Here is an 18,541-nt window from a genome sequence, read left to right as displayed (position 1 = left end):
GGGCAATGAAGTGGTTCGCAAGGCGGCAGCCGGCCGACATCTGGGATGAGCCGATCCAGGGACCGATCGGCGATATCGACGCGGCGGAGCGCATTCGTAACATCTGCGAGGCTGCGAGAGCGGGCGCGGAGGCTGTCGGAGGCTCCGCACCGGCTGATAAGCGCGAACGTGAGCGCTTTGAACGTGCAGCCCGCGTCGCGATGGAGATTGCGATGAAGATCGCGGACGATCTGATGCGTGACGATGCGGTCCGCCGCATCGTCGACCTCTGCGTGAAGGCAAATGATATGAAGACGGCGCAGATCCTGTTTCGCGCGATCCAAGCGGGCTGGATCCGGGAGGCCGTCCAGCACGACTATCCGGCGCTGGCGCAGTAGATCCGGCTCGCGCGTCGGGCGCGAGCCGGATCTATGTCAATGCTGGACAGTCTCAGTATCTGCGGTAGTCGCCGCGATAATGGTCGCCGCCGCCGCGGCCGCCCATTCCCATGCCGATCCCGATTCCGATGCCGATACCCTGCATCACGGCGCCGGGCGGCGGGCCGGGGGGCGGCGCGCGTTCGTAGACCACTTCCTCGGGCGGCGGGCGGCGCTTCGGCGGAGTCTCGACCACCTTGCGCTTGGGCGGGGTGTCGTCGACGCGCTTCTTGATCACGGGCGCGACGCTCGGAGTGACCGGCGTTGCCGGTGTCGTTGGCGTCGAGCACGGGCAGGTCGGGCCCATCGCGACGGCGACCGGGATCGCTGCGGCGGCGACGGGGACGCCATAATTGCGGTTCTGGACGCGGAGCAGCAGCCGGCGCGCAGTCGCCGCGAGGTCGCTATTGTCCCAATTGGCCAGGTAAGCCTCGAACGAAGCGCGGGTGTTGATCGCGGTTGCGCGCTCCCAGGCCAGCATCTGGCGCCGCCGTTCCAGCACCGTGCGCACGCGCGGCGTGCGGGTGTCCTGCGCGTACAGCTCGATATAGGCCTGATAGGCCTCCACCGTGTCCTCGGTGATCACGAGCTCATACGCGACCATCGCAGGCTTGCCCCGTAATTCCTTGCGCCAGTCCTCGAGGCTGCGCGTGCCCCCGGCGAGCGCCATCGCGTTCGCGCCCGGAAGAGCGGGTGTGCTGCCGCTGCTCTCGCCGAAGAACTTGAAGTCGGTCGTCAGCGAGGAGCTTTCCCAGGGAATCTGTCGGCCGTCGGTCGATTGCGCGACGGCGACGCGGATGCGCTTGAACACTTCCTCGATCGGCAGATTGGGCTGCTTGGCGATGGTCAGCGCGGCCGTGGTGTAGGGGCTGTCGATGCCGCTGCCGTCCTCGGCTTCGGCGCCGGGCGAAGTCGAATAGGAGATGAAGGAGCCGGGCGCGCCGGCCTTGGTGTCGACGATCGCAAGGCCGTGGCCGGCGCCGCTGAGCGCCGGGAACGGATTGTTGCGGCAGGCATCGAGCATGAAGATGCGCGCCCGCGTCGGCAGCGCGCCGAGCGTGTTGAGCATGTCGTTCAGCCGCACGCCCTGGAGCGGAATGTCGGCCTCGCGCTTGGGATCGAGATCGACAGGCACCAGGTAGTTCTCGCCGTCGATCTGCAGGCCATGGCCGGCATAGAACACCAGCGCCACCGTGTCGGCGCCGCTGGCGCTGACCTTGCCAGCGAAATCCGAGATTGCCGCGCGCATCTCGTTCTGCGCCAGGTTGGCCGCCGTGGTGACGGTGAAGCCGGCATTGCCGAGCAACTCCGTCATGCCCTTGGCGTCGTTGGCGGCGTTGGGCAGCTCGGGCACGGTGCGATAGGCGGATTGTCCGATCACCAGCGCGAGCCGCGCTTCGGCTGCAGCGTCCGTCGGCGTCATCAACTGGGCGAGGGCGAGAAAACCGGAAGCAAGAAGCAAATTGGAAAGGACTGGACGGCGCATGGTGTCACCTCCATCGGCAATATTTGCGATGATGGCACCTTTTCTACGTCTGCGCCATGACGCCGTCTGTGCGCTGGATCACGCTGCGCGCTGCGGCAAAATGGGGCAGGCGCCGGCCCAAGCGCGATGCATCGGTCTAGCCCCATCCATGTGAATCACGCATTGATCCATGCTCCAATTGGATTGATGCAGGCTCGACGCGACGGTGCCCATTGCGCGGATATGGCCGCAGGCCGATCACTATCGCAAAATCCCCGGGAATCGTAGTCGTTTCGAAGCGCTCACGGACTACCCAACGCACTTCGCGCACGCTCTGCGGTTGCCAGCCGCCCCGCTTGCCTGCGCCGTCGCTTTGGCCATAAAGTCCGCGCAACAGGCCACGGCAACGACCGCGGCGAACAAAAAATAATGTGGGAGAGACCGCACCATGACCATCGTGCCCGTGAACCGTCGCGCGTTCATCAAGTCATCGGCGGCGGTCACCGCCGGCCTCGTGCTCTCCCCCGCCATCATCGGCCGCGCCGAAGCCGCGACGCTCAAGCTGAAATGCTCCTCCTCGCTGCCGAACGATCCTAAATTCGCCAACGGCCGCGTCTACTACGACAACCTCGTCAAGAGTTTGAAGGGCAACGGGCTCGGCGAGCAAATCGAGGTCGCCTTCTTCCCCGACAACCAGCTCGGCCAGGAGATCGACGTCATCAACTCGGTGAAGCTCGGCGTCATCGACCTCATGGTGTCGGGCTCCTCGATCTCGGCCAATCTGGTGCCGCTGGTCGGCACCTACGATCTCGGCTTTCTGTTCTCCAGCTTCCCGCAGCAGACCAAGGCGTTCGATGCCGGCGCGGCCAAGCCGATCGAGGACGCCCTGCTCAAGGGCGGCAACATCCGCATCATCGCCTGGGCCTATAATTTCGGCTCGCGCAGCGTATTGGCGAAGAAGCCGGTGAAAACGCCGGAAGATCTCGCCGGCCTCAAGATCAGGACGCTGCCGAACCCCGTCATCACGGAATGCCTGCGGCTGATGGGCGCCGCCGCGACGCCGCTGGCCTTCGGCGAGATCTACACGGCCTTGCAGGCCGGCGTGCTTGACGGCCTAGAGCACGATCCGCCGACGATCCTGGCCAGCAAGTTCTTCGAGACGGCCAAATTCTACGCCCTGACGCAGCATAATTTCTCGCCGCTTGCGATCTATTTCAGCGACATGACCTACAACCGCATGGACCCGAAGCTGCGCGAGGGCTTTCTCGATGCCGCGAAGAAGGCCGCGGCCGACACGCGTGCGCATGGGCTTGCAGTCGAGAAGGAGGCGCTGGCCGCCTTGACCGAGAAGGGCGTGACCGTGGCCGAATGCGACCGCGAGGCCTTCAAGAAGCGCGTCGCGCCGCAGATCGAGAACTTCATCAAGGCCCGTCCGGAGTCCAAGGCCGTCATCGACATCGTCCGCGCGACGCAAGCCTGATGGCCAGGTCTGAGATGATGGTGACGGCCGCCGTGCCCGTTTCGGCCGGCCGCCACGGCAGCATCGCCCTGCTGCTTCGGCTCAGCGATGCGATCGCGGCCATCCTGCTCGCCGCCGATCTCGTGGTGGTCTGCGTCTCGGTGCTGCTGCGTTTCTTCTTCAACGCGCCGGTCGAATGGTCCGACGACGTCGCACGCGGATTGATGGTCGGCTCGGCCTTCTTCGGTGCGGCAAGCGCGCTCGCGCGCGGCGAGAATGTCGGTGTCTCCTTCTTCCGCGATCTCCTGCCGCTGCGCCTGCGCGCGCCGGTCGATGCCGCCGGCGCGCTGCTGGTCGTGCTGATCTCCGGCTACGTCGCCTACAACGCCATCAAGCTGGGCTCGTTGACCGCAGGCCAGACCACCGGCTCCGGCCTGCCGCTGGAGCTGACCTTCTATCCGATGGGCGTCGGCGCGCTGTTCATGACGGTGTTCGCGATCGACCATCTCTGCGCGCGCCCGTTCCCCGACATCATCAGGGGGCTCGTTGCGATCATCATCGTCACGGGCCTCTATCTGGCTTGGGATTACCTGTCGCCGTCCTCGGTGCCGTCGGCGGGCACCTTGATGCTGATCGGCTTCTTCGTAACGCTGTTCGGCGGCTTGCCGATCGGCTTTGCGTTGGCGCTCGCTGCGCTCATCTTCATCTGGGTCGAGGGCGCGCTGCCCGGCGTCATCTTCGCCCAGCAGATGGCGCGCGGCATCGACAATTTCGTGTTGCTTGCGATCCCGTTCTTCATCCTCGTCGGCTACCTCATGGAAGCCAATGGCATGTCGGTGCGGCTGATTGAGCTGCTGCAGCGCGCGGTCGGGCGCATGCGCGGCGGGCTGAACGTCGTGATGGTGGCGTCGATGGTGCTGTTCTCGGGCATCTCTGGCTCGAAGATGGCCGATGTTGCCGCGGTCGGCTCGGTGCTGATCCCGGCGGCGCGCCGCTCGAAGCAGAACCCCGGCGGCGCGGTGGCGCTGCTGGCGGCGTCCGCGGTGATGGCGGAGACCATCCCGCCCTGCATCAACCTGATCATTCTGGGCTTTGTCGCCAATTTGTCGATCGGCGGCCTGTTCGTCGCCGGTCTCTTGCCGTCGGCGCTGATGGCGCTGGTTCTGATCGTGGTGTCCATCATCTTCGGCAAGCGGCCGGACAAGGTCGAGGACGTCGAGCCGCAGATGCCGGTGTCGGGGCTCTGGAGCGGCGCGATCGCCTCGTTCGGCCTGATCTTCATGATCTTCTTCGGCTTCAAGAGCGGCTTTGCCACCGCGACGGAGATATCGGCCTTTGCCGTGGCCTATGCGCTCGTGGTCGGCAGCGTGGTGTTTCGCGAGCTCAGCTTCAAATCGGCTGCGCATAGTTTCGTGCAGGCGGCGACGCGCGCCGGTCTCGTGCTGTTCATCGTCGCTGCCGCGCAGTCGCTCGCGTTCACGCTGACCTTGCAGCAGGTGCCGCATGCGGTCGGCGATTTCATGCTCGGATTGTCGAAGACCTCAGGCGTCTGGCTGTTCATCCTGCTTGCCATCGCCGTGCTGATCGTGATGGGCTCGGTATTGGAAGGGGCGGCCGCGCTGATCATCTTCGGGCCGCTGCTGCTGCCGGTCGCGGTGCAGCTCGGCGTCGATCCCCTGCATTTCGGCGTCGTGCTGGTCATCGCCATGGGCATCGGCCTGTTCGCGCCGCCGCTCGGGCTCGGGCTCTATGGCGCCTGCCTGATCGGCAACGTGCCGATCGAGCAGACGGTGAAGCCGATCATGGGCTATCTCGGCCTGTTGTTCCTCTGCCTGCTCGTCATCGCCTTCGTGCCATGGCTGAGCACCGCGCTGCCGCGGGCATTCGGCTACTGAAGGAGTTTTGACGTGAAGGTTCTGCTCGCTCACACACCGGAGATGCGGCGCAATTACTATGGCGATCGCAGCCTGAGCGGCCTACGCGCGGCCGCCGAGGTGATCCTGCACGAGAGCGACGAAACCCTGGACGCCGCCGGCCTCGTGCGTGCTGCGCGAGATGCCGACATCATCGTCGCAGACCGCATGACCGAAGGGCGCGGCGAGATCTTCGCAGCGCTGCCGCGTCTGCGCGCCTTCGTCCGCTGCGCAGTCGATATCCGTAACGTCGATGTGGAAGCGGCCTCAGAGGCCGGCGTGCTCGTGACCCGCGCCGGGCCCGGTTTCGTGCAGGCCGTTGCCGAGCTCGCACTCGGCTTCATGGTCGATCTCTCCCGCGGCATATCCCGGGCGACGGCGGACTACCAGGCCGGCCGCAAGGTCGAGGCGCGGATGGGCCGCCAGCTCGCGGGCAGCAAAATCGGCATTATCGGTTACGGCAGCATCGGCCGTTATCTCGCCGAGGTCGCAAAGGTGCTGCGCATGGAGGTGCTGGTCGCCGATCCCTTCGCAACCGTCAGCGACGCGGCGATCCGGCAGGTCGGTCTCGACGAGCTCCTCGCCGCGTCGGACTACGTCGTCTGCCTCGCGATCGCTAACGAGCAGACCGAGAATTTGATCGGCGAAGCGGCGCTGGGCCGCATGCAGAGGCATGCCGTCTTCATCAACCTCTCGCGTGGCAATCTCGTCGATGAGCCGGCGCTGGCGCGCGCGCTGCTGGAGCATCGCATCGCCGGCGCGGCGATGGATGTCGGCCGCGCGCCCGACCAGATGCCGACGCCGGAGCTGGCGAAGCTTCCCAACGTCATCGCGACGCCGCATGTCGGTGGGCTGACGCCGCAGGCGATCGAATATCAGTCGCTGGAAACGGTTCGGCAGGTCGAGGCAATCGTCAAGGGCGAGATTCCGCCGGGTGCCGTCAATGCCGAGCGCTGGACGCGGCGGCCGTGAGCGGCTTCATAGCCGGTCCACCGCCCTGAACGTTCCGTCCTTCTGGATCACCGTCAAAAACACCTTCGGCGGCGCATCGATCATGCGGATGCCGACATTGACGGCGCTGCCGCTTATGTCGAAGCGGCCGACATCGTTGATGGCGCGGAGCAGGCTCGCGCGCGTCGGGTTCGGCCCGGCCCTTTCCAGCGCCGCGGCCGCCAGCCGGCCGGAGAGATAGCCTTCCAGCGACACGAAGTCCGGTGTCAGCGTCGGATCGAACGCCTTCTGCGCCGCCTGGTAGTCGGCGACGAGCTTGAGCGAGCGGTCCCATGGAAACGGCACGACCTGTGAGACGATGACGCCTTCACCCTCGGGGCCGAGCTCCTTGGCCAGCGCATTGGCGCCGACGAAGGAGACGTTGACGAAGGTCGGATGGAAACCGCTGCGGTGCGCGAGCTTGATGAACTCCGCGCAGGGCCCATAGGTCCCGACCATCACGATCGCCTCGGGTTCGGCGCGCCTGATCACCCGCCAGGCTGCGGTGACCGCGCGGGTGTTGCGCTCGAACGTGCCCTCGGCGGCAAGCTCGAGGCCGCGCTTGGCGAGCGCGCGCTTGACGCCGACCAGACCGTCACGGCCGAAGGAATCGTCCTGGTAGAAGATGCCAATGCGGGTGAAGTGGCGATCCTCGGTGAGGTGCTTGATCCACGCCTCGGCCTCCGCACCATAGCTCGCTCGGATGTTGACGACGTTGGCAAGCTCGAGGTCGCGCAGGAATTCGGCGCCGCTGAACGGACCGATGAAGGGAACGTTCCTGGCGCTGGTGATCGGAATTGTCGCCATCGCGGTCGGCGTGCCCACCGCGCCGATCAGCGCAAACACCTTGTCGTCGTCGATCAGGTGCAGCGTCTGCGCCACCGAACGGTCGGGGTCGTAGCCGTCGTCGCGGCTGATGAGCTGGAGCTTGCGGCCGTGGACCCCGCCCTTGGCGTTGATCTCGGTGAATGCCGCGACGATGCCTTGCCGCATGCGCTGTCCGAGCGCGGAGGAGGGCCCTTCCAGCGCGGCGGCCTGGCCGAACAGGATCGCATCCTCGCTGACGCCGGCCTCGTCGGCTCTCGCCGCCAGCACGGTCGCGGCGAGGAGCGCGATGGCCAGGACGAGGGATGTCGCTGATCGAAATCGATACATCAGGGAGTTTTGCCGAATGATGGGAGGAGCCTTGCGCAACATATTCCTGCGAGGCTGAATAGCTCGCTAACCGGCGACGTGTCGGCAGCCCGTAGTACTCCGGGCAAAACCGGCAAGTTGTTTCCAGAATGCCGGATCATTCGGGCACTTCATTAACTAATTCACGCGTTGCGGAATGGAGGGGTTCCGAAATTGTGCAGTTCTTAACCGCGGTCTTGTTCCGATAGCGGCGCCGGCACCTCAACCAGAGGTTCGGTTCGTCGCGGACAGGGGGACGGCGGCTTCAAGATGGGCGATCGCGATCAGAACGATCAGGATCGGAGGCGTATGACCGGATGGTGGCGTGCCGCGCCGCTGCTCGGGCTGTATCGCCCTGCGCTCGTCGCGGTCGGCGTCGGTCTTCTGTTTTCGGTCGTGGGCGCGGCCGCCGTGGCGCGGTGGGAGGATCGCGTCAACAGGATCGAGTTCGAGAACGCGGCCGAAACCGAAGCGATCGTCATGCAGAACGGCATGGGCGAATACATCTCCCGGCTCGTCGCGCTGCGCACGCTGTTCGAATCGACCAACGACGAGGTCACCCGCAGCGAGTTCGAAACCTTCAGCGCCCGTCTGTTCGAGCGCCATCCCGGCATGCTGCGCATCGCCTGGTTGCCGCGCGTCAACCGCAAGGAACGCGCCGAATACGAGACCGCGGCGATCGCGGACGGCGTGTCCGGCTATCGCATCAAGTCGCTCCAGGGCACGGGCTTTGCGACGGCGCCGCAGACCGATGAATATTTTCCGGTGTTCTACTCGACCCAGCCGAAGACCTCGGCGGTGTACGGCATGGATTACGCCACCGTCCCGGAGCGCCGCGCGGTGCTGGAGCGCGCCCGCGACAACGACAAGGTCGCAGCCATTCGCACGCGCTTGTTCGAACCGAAGGAGGGCGGCCGGCTGCCCGACGTCCTCGTTGCCGTTCCCGTCTACGCCAAGGGGACCTCGCGCGACACGGTCGCGGATCGGCGCCGCAATCTGGCCGGCTTCGTGGTCGGCATCTTCGACATGCCGCTGCTGATCCAGGCAATTCGCGTCACGACCGGAGCAAGCCCCGCGGTCAGCATGAACGTCTATCCGCCTTTCACGGCGCAGATCGTCAGCCTGGAGCAGATGCTGCCGGATTATTCGTCGGCGGCCACGGCGCCGCAGTCGATGCGGGACGTCGCGCGGGCGCTGCACTGGGCGGGCAGCCTCAAGATCGGCGACACCGATTGGCAGGTGCGGGCGGTTCCAACCGCCGGCGGTCCGCTGGAGACGACTTACGATCGCGCCGGCGCCGTGCTGATCGTCGGCATGCTGCTGACGCTGTCGCTGTCGACCTATCTCATGCTCGCGAGCCGCAATTCGCGGCGGCTGTCGCTGGCGAACCGGCGGGTGCTCGAGCTCGCCCAGACCGACATCCTGACCGGACTGCCGAACCGCGCCTTCTTCCTCACCCGGCTCGACGAGATGAACAGCCAGCTCATCGTGCGGGGCCTGCCGTTCTCGATCCTGATGCTCGACCTCGACCGCTTCAAGAACGTCAACGACTCGCTCGGTCACGGCGCTGGCGATGCATTGCTGCGCCAGGTAGCGCAGCGGCTGAAATCCGCCGTGCGCGCCAACGACGTGCTGGCGCGGCTCGGCGGCGACGAGTTCGCCATCATCCAGGAAACCGGCGAGGATCAGCGCGCCTGCTCGACCGAGCTGGCGGCGCGGATTGCCAAGCTCTTGACCGAACCGTTCCTGCTGCCTGGTCACCGCGTCGAGATCGGCACCAGCATTGGCATCGCCATCGCGCCGGATCACGGCAGCGATCAGGAGCAATTGCTGAAGAAGGCGGACCTTGCGCTCTATCGTTCGAAATCGGCAGGCCGCAACTGCTTCACCATCTACGACGAGGCGATGTCGGCCGAGCTCGAGGCGCGCAACACGCTGGAGGGGGATCTGCGCGACGCCATCGCGCGGTGCCAGCTGGAGGTGCACTACCAGCCGTTCGTCGACGCCCTCAGCGGCGCGCGGCGCGGCTTCGAGGCGCTGGTGCGCTGGCGGCATCCGACACGCGGCCTGATCCCGCCGGACCAGTTCATTTCGCTTGCGGAGGAGACCGGGCTGATCGTGCCGCTCGGCGAATTCGTGCTGCGGCGCGCCTGCGCGGACGCGGCCGGCTGGCCATCGGATCTCGCGGTCGCCGTCAACCTGTCGCCGATCCAGTTCAAGGAGGCCCGGCTGTTCGAGGTGATCTGCGCGGCGCTCGCCGATTCCGGCCTGCCGCCCCAGCGGCTGGAGATCGAGATCACGGAATCCGTGCTGCTGGAGCGCGGGGTCGAGAACCACGCCTTCATGCAGCGGCTGAAGCAGCTCGGCGTCGAGCTCGCGCTCGACGATTTCGGCACCGGTTATTCCTCGCTCAGCTATCTGACGGCGTTCCCGTTCGACAAGATCAAGATCGACAAGTCGTTCATCCGCAACCTCACCCAGCAGCCGCGCAGCTCCGCCATCATCTCCTCGATCGTGACGTTGGCGCGCGGGCTCGACATGTCGGTCACCGCCGAGGGCGTCGAGACCCGCGAAGAGTACGAGCGGCTGAAGGCGCTCGGCGTCAATTTCGCGCAAGGCTATCTGTTCGGCCGCCCGCAGCCGATCGAGCGGATCCTGTTCGACGGGCCGGCCAAACCCTCACGGCGCGACGCCGCCTGAGATCTCCCTGACGCATCTCGCTCAAGGGGCATGCGCGAAAAGCGCTTGACCCGGACATCTCCAGATGGTCGGAAGGATCGTCTAGGGATGAAATAAGCACAACATGCGGCTTCCGTTCTTCTACGGCTGGGTCGTGGTCGCCGTGACCTTCGTCACCATGGCCATCGGCGTCAACGCGCGTACCGCCTTTTCACTGTTCTTTCCTCCCATCATCTCCGAATTCGGCTGGGAGCGCGGCGTCACCGCGGGCGCCTTCTCCTTCGGCTTCGTGGTGTCTGGCGTGGTCAGCCCGCTGATCGGCCGCCTGATGGACCGCGCCGGCCCGCGCGCGGTGATGGAGCTCGGCGTCGTGCTGATGGGCGGCGGATTGCTGCTTGCGCCGCTCACCAGCGCGCCCTGGCACCTCTATGTCACCATCGGCGTCATGGTCGGTGCAGGATCGGTGTGTCTCGGCTATTCCGGCCAGTCGCTGTTCCTGCCGAACTGGTTCATCCGCAAGCGCGGCTTCGCCATCGGCATCGCTTTCGCCGGCGTCGGCATCGGCTCGGTGACGCTGCTGCCATGGGTGCAGCACATGATCGAGCAGACCGGCTGGCGCACCGCCTGCACCGCGATGGGCCTGCTCATCCTGGTCGTGCTGGCGCCGGTCAATCTGCTGCTGCACAAGCGTCCGCAGGATATCGGCCTCGAGCCGGACGGCGATGTCGTCCCGGCCGCAGGTGCGGCCCAGCCGATCTCCAATGTCGTCGATCCCGTCTGGGTCAATACCGACTGGACGCTGAAACGTGCCGTCGCGACCGCGCGATTCTGGTGGATCGCACTCGGCTATTTCTGCGGCCTGTACATCTGGTACGCGGTGCAGGTGCACCAGACCAAGTTCCTGCTCGACATCGGCTTCAGTCCAGGTGTCGCGGTGTGGTCTCTCGGCATCGTCAGCCTGCTCGGCATTCCCGGCCAGATCCTGCTCGGCCATGTCTCCGACCGGATCGGGCGGGAATGGGTGTGGGCGATCAGTTGCGCCGGCTTTGTGATCTGCTTTGCGGCGCTGATGGCGCTGAAGTTCCAGCCGTCGCTGTGGCTGGTCTACGTGATGGTGTTTACGCAAGGCGCGTTCGGTTACGGCCTCACCTCGATCATGGGCGCGGTGGTGTTCGAGATTTTCCAGGGCAAGCACCAGGGCAGCATCTTCGGCACGATCATGCTGGCGGCGCTGGCGGGCGGTGCGGCCGGACCGTGGGTGACCGGCTTCCTCTACGATCGCACTGGTGACTACACGCTCGCCTTCGCCATCGCGATGATCGTGAGCGCCTTGTCGGCGCTCTCGATCTGGCAGGCTGCGCCGCGCAAGGTGCGGGCCGTCGCCGGCCGGCTGCACAAGCTTCACGCGGGAACCGGCGCGGATTAGTTCCGCACCCATCAAGATACCGTCGCCGTTTTCGCGGATCGTTAAGCATGCCGCCTCTTGGCGAGGAGGAATGACGCGGCAAAAAACGACTTGGACACCATCGGAGCGTTAGCGTCGGACCGCTTGCCGTATTTCCCGATATCGCCGGGTCAAACGATGTCCGCCTTCGATTGTCTCACTGAAATTCCGGACGTGCTGCGAGCCGCGCTCGAACGCGCCGACGATGGCGTCGTCATCGTCGATGACGCGCATCGCATCACTCATTTCAACGCCGCCGCGGAGCGCATCTGGAAGTTGGCACGCACCGACGTGCTGGGTCGCGATGCCGAAATTCTCGTCCTCAAGGGCCTTCAGGCCGATCCGGTGGCCGATCTCCGGGACGAGATCAGTCTCGTGCGCCGTGACGGCAGCCGCATCAGGGCGGCTATCGCGCTGTCTTCCGTGAAAATCGGCGGCGCCAATCATTACATCCTGTTTGCGCGTGACGTCACCATCGAAGCCGAGCGCCGCGGCAGGATCGGGCTTCTCCACGCCGTCTCCGACCAGACCAACCGGGCGGTGATCATCAGCGACACCGAGCAGAACATCGTCTATGTCAATTCCGCCTTCACGACGCTGTTCGGCTACAGCAACGCGGAGGCCGAGGGCCGCCGCGCTGGCGAGCTGATCGCCGGCCGGCATACCGATCGCAAGGCCATCGCGAAGCTCATCAAGCGCCTGATGCATGGCGGTCGCCGCGGCGAAGCCGAGGTGCTGGTCTACGACAAGGACGGCGAGGAGATCTGGGTCTGCGCCCGGATCGATGCCTTCCGCGACACGAAGGGCCGGGTCAAGCACATCTTCGCGCTGCTCGAGGACATCACCGAGACCAAGCAGCTGCGCTCGCTCCAGCAACTCATCATGGGCGCGCTCGCCGACGAGGTGCCGATCGGCGAGATCGCCGACAGGCTGTGCCGTCGCGTCGAGGAGATCGCGCCCCACGTGGTCTGCTCGTTGCTTCACGTCGATGCCGCGGGCCTGATCCATCCGCTCGGCGGCCCCAGCCTGCCCGATGATTATTCCCGCGCGCTGGACGGCGTGGCCATCGGCCCCGATGTCGGCTCCTGTGGCACCGCCGCTTTCTACGGCGAACCGGTGCTGGCGACCGATCTGGAGACCGATCCGCGCTGGCAGCCCTATAAGGCCATGCCGCTCGCGATCGGCCTGCGCGCCTGCTGGTCGACGCCGGTCAAGGCCAAGGACGGCCGGGTCATCGCGACCTTCGCCTTCTACTATCGGGAGCCCCGCGCGCCGAGCAATTGGCACCGGCGCATCGTCGAGGCCTGCGTCAATCTCGGCGCTTTCGCGATCGAGCGCAAGGAAGCGCGCGCCGAGATCGCGCGGCTCGCCTATCACGACATTCTCACCGGGCTGCCGAACCGCGCGCAGCTGCGCCACCTGATCACCACGGCGATCGATGCCTGCCCGACCGGCAGCCATGTCGCGCTGGCCTTCCTCGACGTCGATCATTTCAAGGACGTCAACGACACGCTCGGCCACGCCGCCGGCGACGAACTCCTGATCCAGCTCGCCCAACGCCTGCGCGAGCAGATCGGCCCCGAGGACATGCTGGGGCGGCTCGGCGGCGACGAGTTCGTCATCCTGCTGCCTCAACGCAACGCCGAGAGCGCCGCGCGCGTCGCGGCCGACATCACGGAGGCGCTGGCTGCACCCTTGAAGCTCGGATCGAAGCTGATGCCGATGTCAGCCAGCATCGGCATCAGCCTCTATCCCGACCATGCCACCGACATCGACACACTGATGCAGCAGGCCGATGCCGCCATGTACATGGCCAAGCAGGCGGGCCGCTCGACCTATCGTATCTTCAGCGCCGAGATGAACGGGCTCACCGAGCAGCGGCTGGCGCTGATCGCGGCGCTCCGCCGTGCCATCGTCGAAGGCGCGCTGACTCTCAGCTACCAGCCGCAGATCCGCAGCTGCGACGGCGCCATCCACGGCGTCGAGGCGCTGTCGCGCTGGCGTGATGCCGTGCTCGGCGACGTCTCGCCGGCAAAATTTATCCCGCTCGCCGAGGAGTGCGGCCTGATCGAGCAGATCGGACTGTGGTCGGTGCGCGAGGCCTGCCGGCAGATGGCGAGCTGGCGCCGCGCCGGGCTCAACATCCCTAGCGTGTCGGTCAACCTGTCGCCGATCAATTTCCGCAACGTCACGCTGGCCGCGCGGCTCAAGGACATTCTCTCCGAATACGATCTGTCGGCGGACGCCTTGATGCTGGAGATCACCGAAGGCGCTTTCATGCAGGACGGCGTCGCCGCGCTCGAGACCATGAACGCGATTCGCGAGCTCGGCGTCGGGCTCTCGTTGGACGATTTCGGTACCGGCTATTCCAGCCTCAGCCGTCTCGCGCATTTGCCGATCCGCGAATTGAAGATCGACCGCAGTTTCATGCGCGACATCGAACGTGACGCGGGCGCGCTCGCAATCGCCACCGCCGTGGTGCGCGTCGGCCAGGGCCTCGGCATGACCGTCGTCGCCGAGGGCGTCGAAACCGAAGGCCAGCGCAAGACCCTGGCCGAGCTCGGCTGCGACGTCGTGCAAGGCTTCTTCTACGCCCCCGCACTTCCCCCCGTCGCCTTTGAGCGCTGGCTGATCGAGCACTGCGCCGAGCAGGCGAGGGCGATGCTGGGGCGGCTGGATGTTGCGCCGGCAGGCAGCGACGCCGTGAGGCGGACGGCTTAGGGACAGCGTCGAACACAGGGTGCGAACTCACTCATGCGGTGAATACGCACCCCGGTTCGGCTCCAACCCGACGAGCGGTCAGTAGTCCCAGAAGGCTGGCACCCAGCGAAAGTGGTCGCCGTCGACCGCGACCCGTCCGATGGACGGGAACGGCATGTGCGTGGCGACGAGGAGTTCTTCGTTCGCTGCCAGCTCGCGCAGAAGACGGACCCGGACGCGGGCCGCCTCTTCGGGATCGTGCTCGAAGCCATTGTGCCAGTCGGGGTGGTCGAACCCGACAGTGAACACGGCGTCGCCGGCGAATGTCAGCCGATCGCCGCCTGATGCCAGGCGGACCACGCTGTGCCCGGGGGTGTGGCCACCGGTGCGCGTGACCACCACGCCCGGTGCCACCTCGTGCTCGTCCTCGAAGGTACGTAGCTGGTTGTGGTATTCTTTCGCGAACCGCTTGGCGGTCGCCCGAAGCGCGTCCGGGAATCCCGGTGGCATCGAGACGTGGGAGAAATCGGGCGCCTCCCAGAATGCGACCTCGGCGGCTGCCACGTGGATGCGCAGGTCCGGGCGCAGCCGCTCCTTCACCTCGTCGACGAGCAGCCCGCCAATGTGGTCCATGTGCATGTGCGTCAGCACCACGTCGGTCACGGACTCAAGATCGATACCGGCGGCTGCCAGTCGCTTGCTCAACTGGCCGGCCCGCGGCAAGTGCAAGTCCGGGTCGGATCCTAGTCCGGCGTCGACGAGGATGGTCCGGTCGCCGCTACGCACCACGACCACGTTCAGCGCCCAATCGAACGCGTCCGGCGGCAGGAACATGTCCTTCAGCCACGCCGCGCGGACGGCCGGGTCGGCGTTGTGGGCCAGCATCGCGCCTGGCAGCGTCAGTACGCCGTCGCTGATCACCATCACGTCGATCTCGCCGATCTTCAGCGCGTAGCGCGAAGGAACCAGCTCTTGGGACCCCGGCTCGCCGGGGCGTGTGGTGTGGTGCAGGTTCATGTTCGTCTCCTCAGTGTTACGGATTGTCTGGTTCATCTTGAAAGCTCCTTCGTTCTGTCTTGACGCAGTTCAGTAAGTGACCGCGCGTCTGCCGTGGGCAGTGCGGTCAATGCTTTGAGGTGTTCGGAGATTGGGGCGTTCTGGGGCGACCTGATCCAACACGCGGTTAGTAGTCCCACCAGGTCGGGACCCAACGAAACAGGTCGCCTGCGGTCGCTACCCGGCCGATCGACGGGAACGGCATGTGCGTGGCGACGAGCCACGCGCCCGTCTCCGCCAGCTCGCGCATGAGCCCGATCCGGACGCGGGTCGCCTCCTCGGGATCGTGCTCGAAGCCGTTGTGCCATTCGGGGTGGTCAAACGAGACCGGGAATATGGCATCGCCGGCGAACATCAGCCGGTCGCCGCCGGACGCCAGGCGGACCACGCTGTGCCCGGGGGTGTGACCGCCGGTGCGCCTGACGACCACGCCCGGCGCCACTTCGTGCTGCTCCTCGAAAATGCGCAACTGGTTACGGTATGCGTCCAGGAACTGGCTGGATGCGCGCCGAGCCAGGTCGGCGAGCGCCGGCGGCATGGCGGTGCGGGAGAAATCCGGCGCTGCCCAGAACTTGACCTCGGCCGCAGCCACGTGAATCCGCAGGTCCGGACGCAGCCGCTCTTTCACCCCGTCGACGAGCAGCCCGCCGACATGGTCGAAGTGCATGTGGGTCAGCACCACGTCGGTCACCGATCCAAGATCGATGCCGGCAGCATCGAGTCGCGAGCCTAGCTGCCCGGCTCGCGGAAAGTCCGGGTACTCCACACCGAGCCCGCTGTCGATGAGGATGGTCTGGTCGCCGCTGCGCACCACGACCTCGTTCAGCGCCCAATCGAACGCGTCGCGTGAAAGGAACATGTCGTCCAGCCACGCGCCTCGTGCAGCCGGGTCGGCGTTGGTGGCCATCGACTCCGCGGGCGGCGTCAGCACGCCATCGCTGATCACCATCACGTCGATCTCGCCGACACGGAGCGCATAACGCGACGGAACCAGCTCGTCGGACCGCGCTCTGTCGAAATGTGTGGTGTCGTGCAGGTTCATGTTCGTCTCCTTCTGAGCGTGAGAAATCATCTGATTCATCTTTGAGACTCCTCTGTTCGCATGTGGATTGTTGAGGGGCTGCAGCGGGCCGCGCCCGCAGGAGCGCGGCCGTCATCAGGTGGGCGTCTAGAGATCAGTCACGCGTTCCGGATCGGCTGACGCGAGCGCGGCGGCACGCTCGGCGCGCGGCGGGTAGATCCAGACCGTGTTGATCTCCCGCTTCGTCTTCTTGGCGACGTCGCCGACCATCTCGACGTTGCGCTCCCAGCCGCGCGTAAACAGCGCGCCGGCTTCGCCGAGGTCGAGACAGGTGACATAGGTTTTCTGGTGGTAAGGCCTGGTCGTGAGGCCGAGCAGCTCGGCTGCGGCATTGTTGCCGGCGAAGGCGCCCATCCGCGTGGCGTGCTGGCACGACATCAGCGCGTAATTGCCCTCGTCGTCGCAGGCCGCACGCGCCGCATCGCCGGCCGCGAAGACGCCCTGAACGCCTGTCACCTGCAGGCAGCGGTCGACAAGCAACCGGCCGAAACTGTCGCGCTCGGCGGGAATCTGCGTCGTCAACGGCGCGGCGCGAATGCCCGCCGCCCAGATCACGGTCTCGGTTTCGATGTGCTCGCCACTCGATAGCGTAACGCCGGATTCATCGAGCGAGGCGACGCCGGCGCCGATCCGTGTCTCCACGCCGACCTTGCGCAGGGCTTCCTCGATGACCGGGCGGGGGCCTGCGCCCATATCGGGCGCGATCGCATTGTTGCGCTCGACGATGATGACGCGAGTCTTTGCGCTCGTGCCGAGGATTTCGCGAAGCCGCGCCGGCATTTCGGTGGCCGCCTCGATGCCGGTGAAGCCGCCGCCGCAGACGACGACCGTGTCGCGCCCGTTCGTGGCGGGCCGCTTGGCGAGGCCATGCAGATGCTTGTCCAGCGTGATCGCATCCGCGAGCGAATCGACGCTGAAACCGTGCTCGGCAAGGCCCGGAATGTTGGGGCGAAACAGCCGGCTGCCGGTGGTCACGACGAGGCGGTCGTAGGAGAGGGTCTTCTTCGTGCCCTTCACTGTCGCGATCTTCACCATGCTCGATTTGGTGTCGACCGTCTCGGCAATGCCCTGCACATAGGTAACATCGATGGCCCTGAGCACGTCGAGCAAGGGCGCCGTCAGGGTCTCGGGCTTTCGTTCATAGAGCCGCGGGCGAACCACGAGCGTCGGCTCGGGGGCAACCAGCGCGATCTCGAGCTGGTCTGGCGAGACGCCCTGGATCTCGCGCAGGCGTGCGGCGGAAAGGGCGGCGTACATGCCGGCGAAGCCGGCGCCGATGATGACCAGTCGCATGAGTTTACTCCTTGATCTCTGCGTTTCGATCTCTGCGTTTCGAAGTCCGTGCGCGCGCCGTCGCTGCTCGGTGACGGCACGAAGAGGTGAAGTGAATCGCCGGCCTTAAGGCGCGGCGCAGCGCGACAGCGGCGAACTCGATGGCCAGCCTTGGTGCAACGAACTTTGGCGTAGCCAACCTTGACGAAAGACGACCGGCTGAGTCGTCCTCGGGCCCCAGTCCTGGTAGGGAAGACCGGAGCCATCCCGGGTCATGATGGACACCAGCGGGTAGGTCGGATGCATGGCTTGCGCCGGAATCTCGACCTGCTCGCCCGTCGCCGACGTGAAGCGAACGGCCAGCGAGAGTCCGTACAATGTTGCGGTTGCAAGGCCTCGGCGTCGCGAAGCGATCACCCGCCGGCTGATGAAGTTTTTCCAGGTCATCTTCGGTCTCCGTCGATTGGTCTGGCACGGTGATGGTCTAGCGGATCGAATCTGCCGCTGCGCCAGAGCGATTGCCGCGGTTGCATCGCGATTGCTGCTAACGCTTGTGCCTGCGCCAGTCGCTCGGGCTCTCGCCGGTCAGCTTTTTTGAAGGCGACTGCGAACGCCGTTTGCGAGGAATAGCCAAGCGCAGCTGCGATCGAGACGATCGAATCGTCGGAGTCGCGCAGCATCTTCATGGCCTGCTCGAGCCGGTGCTGGCGCAGCCAGGCATGCGGTGAAAGTCCAGTGCTTTCCTTGAACGCGCGGCGGAAACGGAAGCGCGACAGCCCGGCATCCGACGCCAGCGCGGCGAGTGATAGGTCCGTCTCGACTTCGGACCGCAGGCGCTGGATCGCGCGGTTAAGTGTCGTCGCTGACAGTCCGCCGATGACGGACCGGATCGG

13 protein-coding genes and 1 pseudogene are annotated in these 18,541 nt (G+C 65.9%); 7 read left to right on the top strand and 7 right to left on the bottom strand.

What is annotated here, in order from left to right; genetic code table 11:
* Positions 1-5 precede the first annotated feature (5 nt).
* The gene (locus tag GGD62_RS32215) at positions 6-377 is read left to right on the top strand and encodes a hypothetical protein (RefSeq protein ID WP_026202237.1); all 372 of its coding nucleotides are present in this window, start codon (positions 6-8) and stop codon (positions 375-377) included.
* Between the two features lie 52 nt (positions 378-429).
* Here the strand turns inward: GGD62_RS32215 and GGD62_RS32210 are convergent, their stop codons facing one another.
* The gene (locus GGD62_RS32210) at positions 430-1,902 is read right to left on the bottom strand and encodes a caspase family protein (protein WP_092253391.1); all 1,473 of its coding nucleotides are present in this window, start codon (positions 1,900-1,902) and stop codon (positions 430-432) included.
* A 427-nt stretch (positions 1,903-2,329) separates the two neighbouring features.
* Between GGD62_RS32210 and GGD62_RS32205 the strand changes: the two genes are divergently transcribed.
* The 3 genes from GGD62_RS32205 to GGD62_RS32195 are packed head-to-tail and all read left to right on the top strand — an operon-like array spanning position 2,330 to position 6,225.
* Positions 2,330-3,361, top strand: coding sequence for a TRAP transporter substrate-binding protein (locus GGD62_RS32205; RefSeq protein ID WP_183712185.1), 1,032 nt, complete (start codon positions 2,330-2,332; stop codon positions 3,359-3,361).
* Complete coding sequence (locus GGD62_RS32200; protein ID WP_246800368.1) at positions 3,361-5,235, top strand: TRAP transporter large permease subunit; 1,875 nt, start codon at positions 3,361-3,363, stop codon at positions 5,233-5,235. The genes GGD62_RS32205 and GGD62_RS32200 overlap by 1 nt, the downstream gene beginning before the upstream one ends.
* Before the next feature lie 12 nt (positions 5,236-5,247).
* Positions 5,248-6,225, top strand: a complete 978-nt coding sequence (locus tag GGD62_RS32195) for a hydroxyacid dehydrogenase (protein WP_183712183.1) — start codon at positions 5,248-5,250, stop codon at positions 6,223-6,225.
* Between the two features lie 6 nt (positions 6,226-6,231).
* On the opposite strand, the gene GGD62_RS32190 is transcribed toward GGD62_RS32195, so the two are convergent.
* Positions 6,232-7,398 (bottom strand): ABC transporter substrate-binding protein, encoded by a 1,167-nt coding sequence (locus GGD62_RS32190; protein ID WP_183712181.1) that lies wholly within the window; start codon positions 7,396-7,398, stop codon positions 6,232-6,234.
* A 327-nt stretch (positions 7,399-7,725) separates the two neighbouring features.
* Between GGD62_RS32190 and GGD62_RS32185 the strand changes: the two genes are divergently transcribed.
* The 3 genes from GGD62_RS32185 (at position 7,726) to GGD62_RS32175 (ending at position 14,260) form a co-directional block, all read left to right on the top strand.
* A complete protein-coding gene (locus GGD62_RS32185) occupies positions 7,726-10,116 on the top strand; it encodes an EAL domain-containing protein (RefSeq protein WP_246800367.1) in 2,391 nt (796 codons plus the stop codon).
* Between the two features lie 103 nt (positions 10,117-10,219).
* Positions 10,220-11,521 carry an MFS transporter gene (locus GGD62_RS32180; RefSeq protein ID WP_179736126.1) on the top strand — a complete coding sequence of 434 codons (1,302 nt, stop codon included), beginning with the start codon at positions 10,220-10,222 and terminating at the stop codon, positions 11,519-11,521.
* Positions 11,522-11,677: 156 nt separating this feature from the next.
* On the top strand, positions 11,678-14,260 hold the full coding sequence (locus GGD62_RS32175; protein WP_183712177.1) for an EAL domain-containing protein: 2,583 nt from the start codon (positions 11,678-11,680) through the stop codon (positions 14,258-14,260).
* Positions 14,261-14,338: 78 nt separating this feature from the next.
* Here the strand turns inward: GGD62_RS32175 and GGD62_RS32170 are convergent, their stop codons facing one another.
* The 5 genes and pseudogenes from GGD62_RS32170 to GGD62_RS32150 all read right to left on the bottom strand — a co-directional run.
* Positions 14,339-15,292, bottom strand: coding sequence for an MBL fold metallo-hydrolase (locus GGD62_RS32170; protein WP_183712175.1), 954 nt, complete (start codon positions 15,290-15,292; stop codon positions 14,339-14,341).
* Positions 15,293-15,422: 130 nt separating this feature from the next.
* On the bottom strand, positions 15,423-16,376 hold the full coding sequence (locus GGD62_RS32165; protein ID WP_183712173.1) for an MBL fold metallo-hydrolase: 954 nt from the start codon (positions 16,374-16,376) through the stop codon (positions 15,423-15,425).
* Between the two features lie 87 nt (positions 16,377-16,463).
* Positions 16,464-17,669 (bottom strand): NAD(P)/FAD-dependent oxidoreductase, encoded by a 1,206-nt coding sequence (locus GGD62_RS32160; RefSeq protein ID WP_183712171.1) that lies wholly within the window; start codon positions 17,667-17,669, stop codon positions 16,464-16,466.
* A gap of 105 nt (positions 17,670-17,774) precedes the next feature.
* Positions 17,775-18,095 (bottom strand): hypothetical protein, encoded by a 321-nt coding sequence (locus GGD62_RS32155; protein ID WP_104463432.1) that lies wholly within the window; start codon positions 18,093-18,095, stop codon positions 17,775-17,777.
* Between the two features lie 97 nt (positions 18,096-18,192).
* Positions 18,193-18,535: pseudogene (locus GGD62_RS32150) on the bottom strand (helix-turn-helix transcriptional regulator); the annotation flags it as partial.
* Positions 18,536-18,541 lie beyond the last annotated feature (6 nt).

The sequence above is a fragment of the Bradyrhizobium sp. ERR14 genome (genome assembly GCF_014198235.1).
In the GTDB taxonomy this organism is placed as follows: Bacteria; Pseudomonadota; Alphaproteobacteria; order Rhizobiales; family Xanthobacteraceae; genus Bradyrhizobium.
Note: the sequence above shows the minus strand (reverse complement) of the source record. Positions and strands in the feature narration are given on the sequence as shown.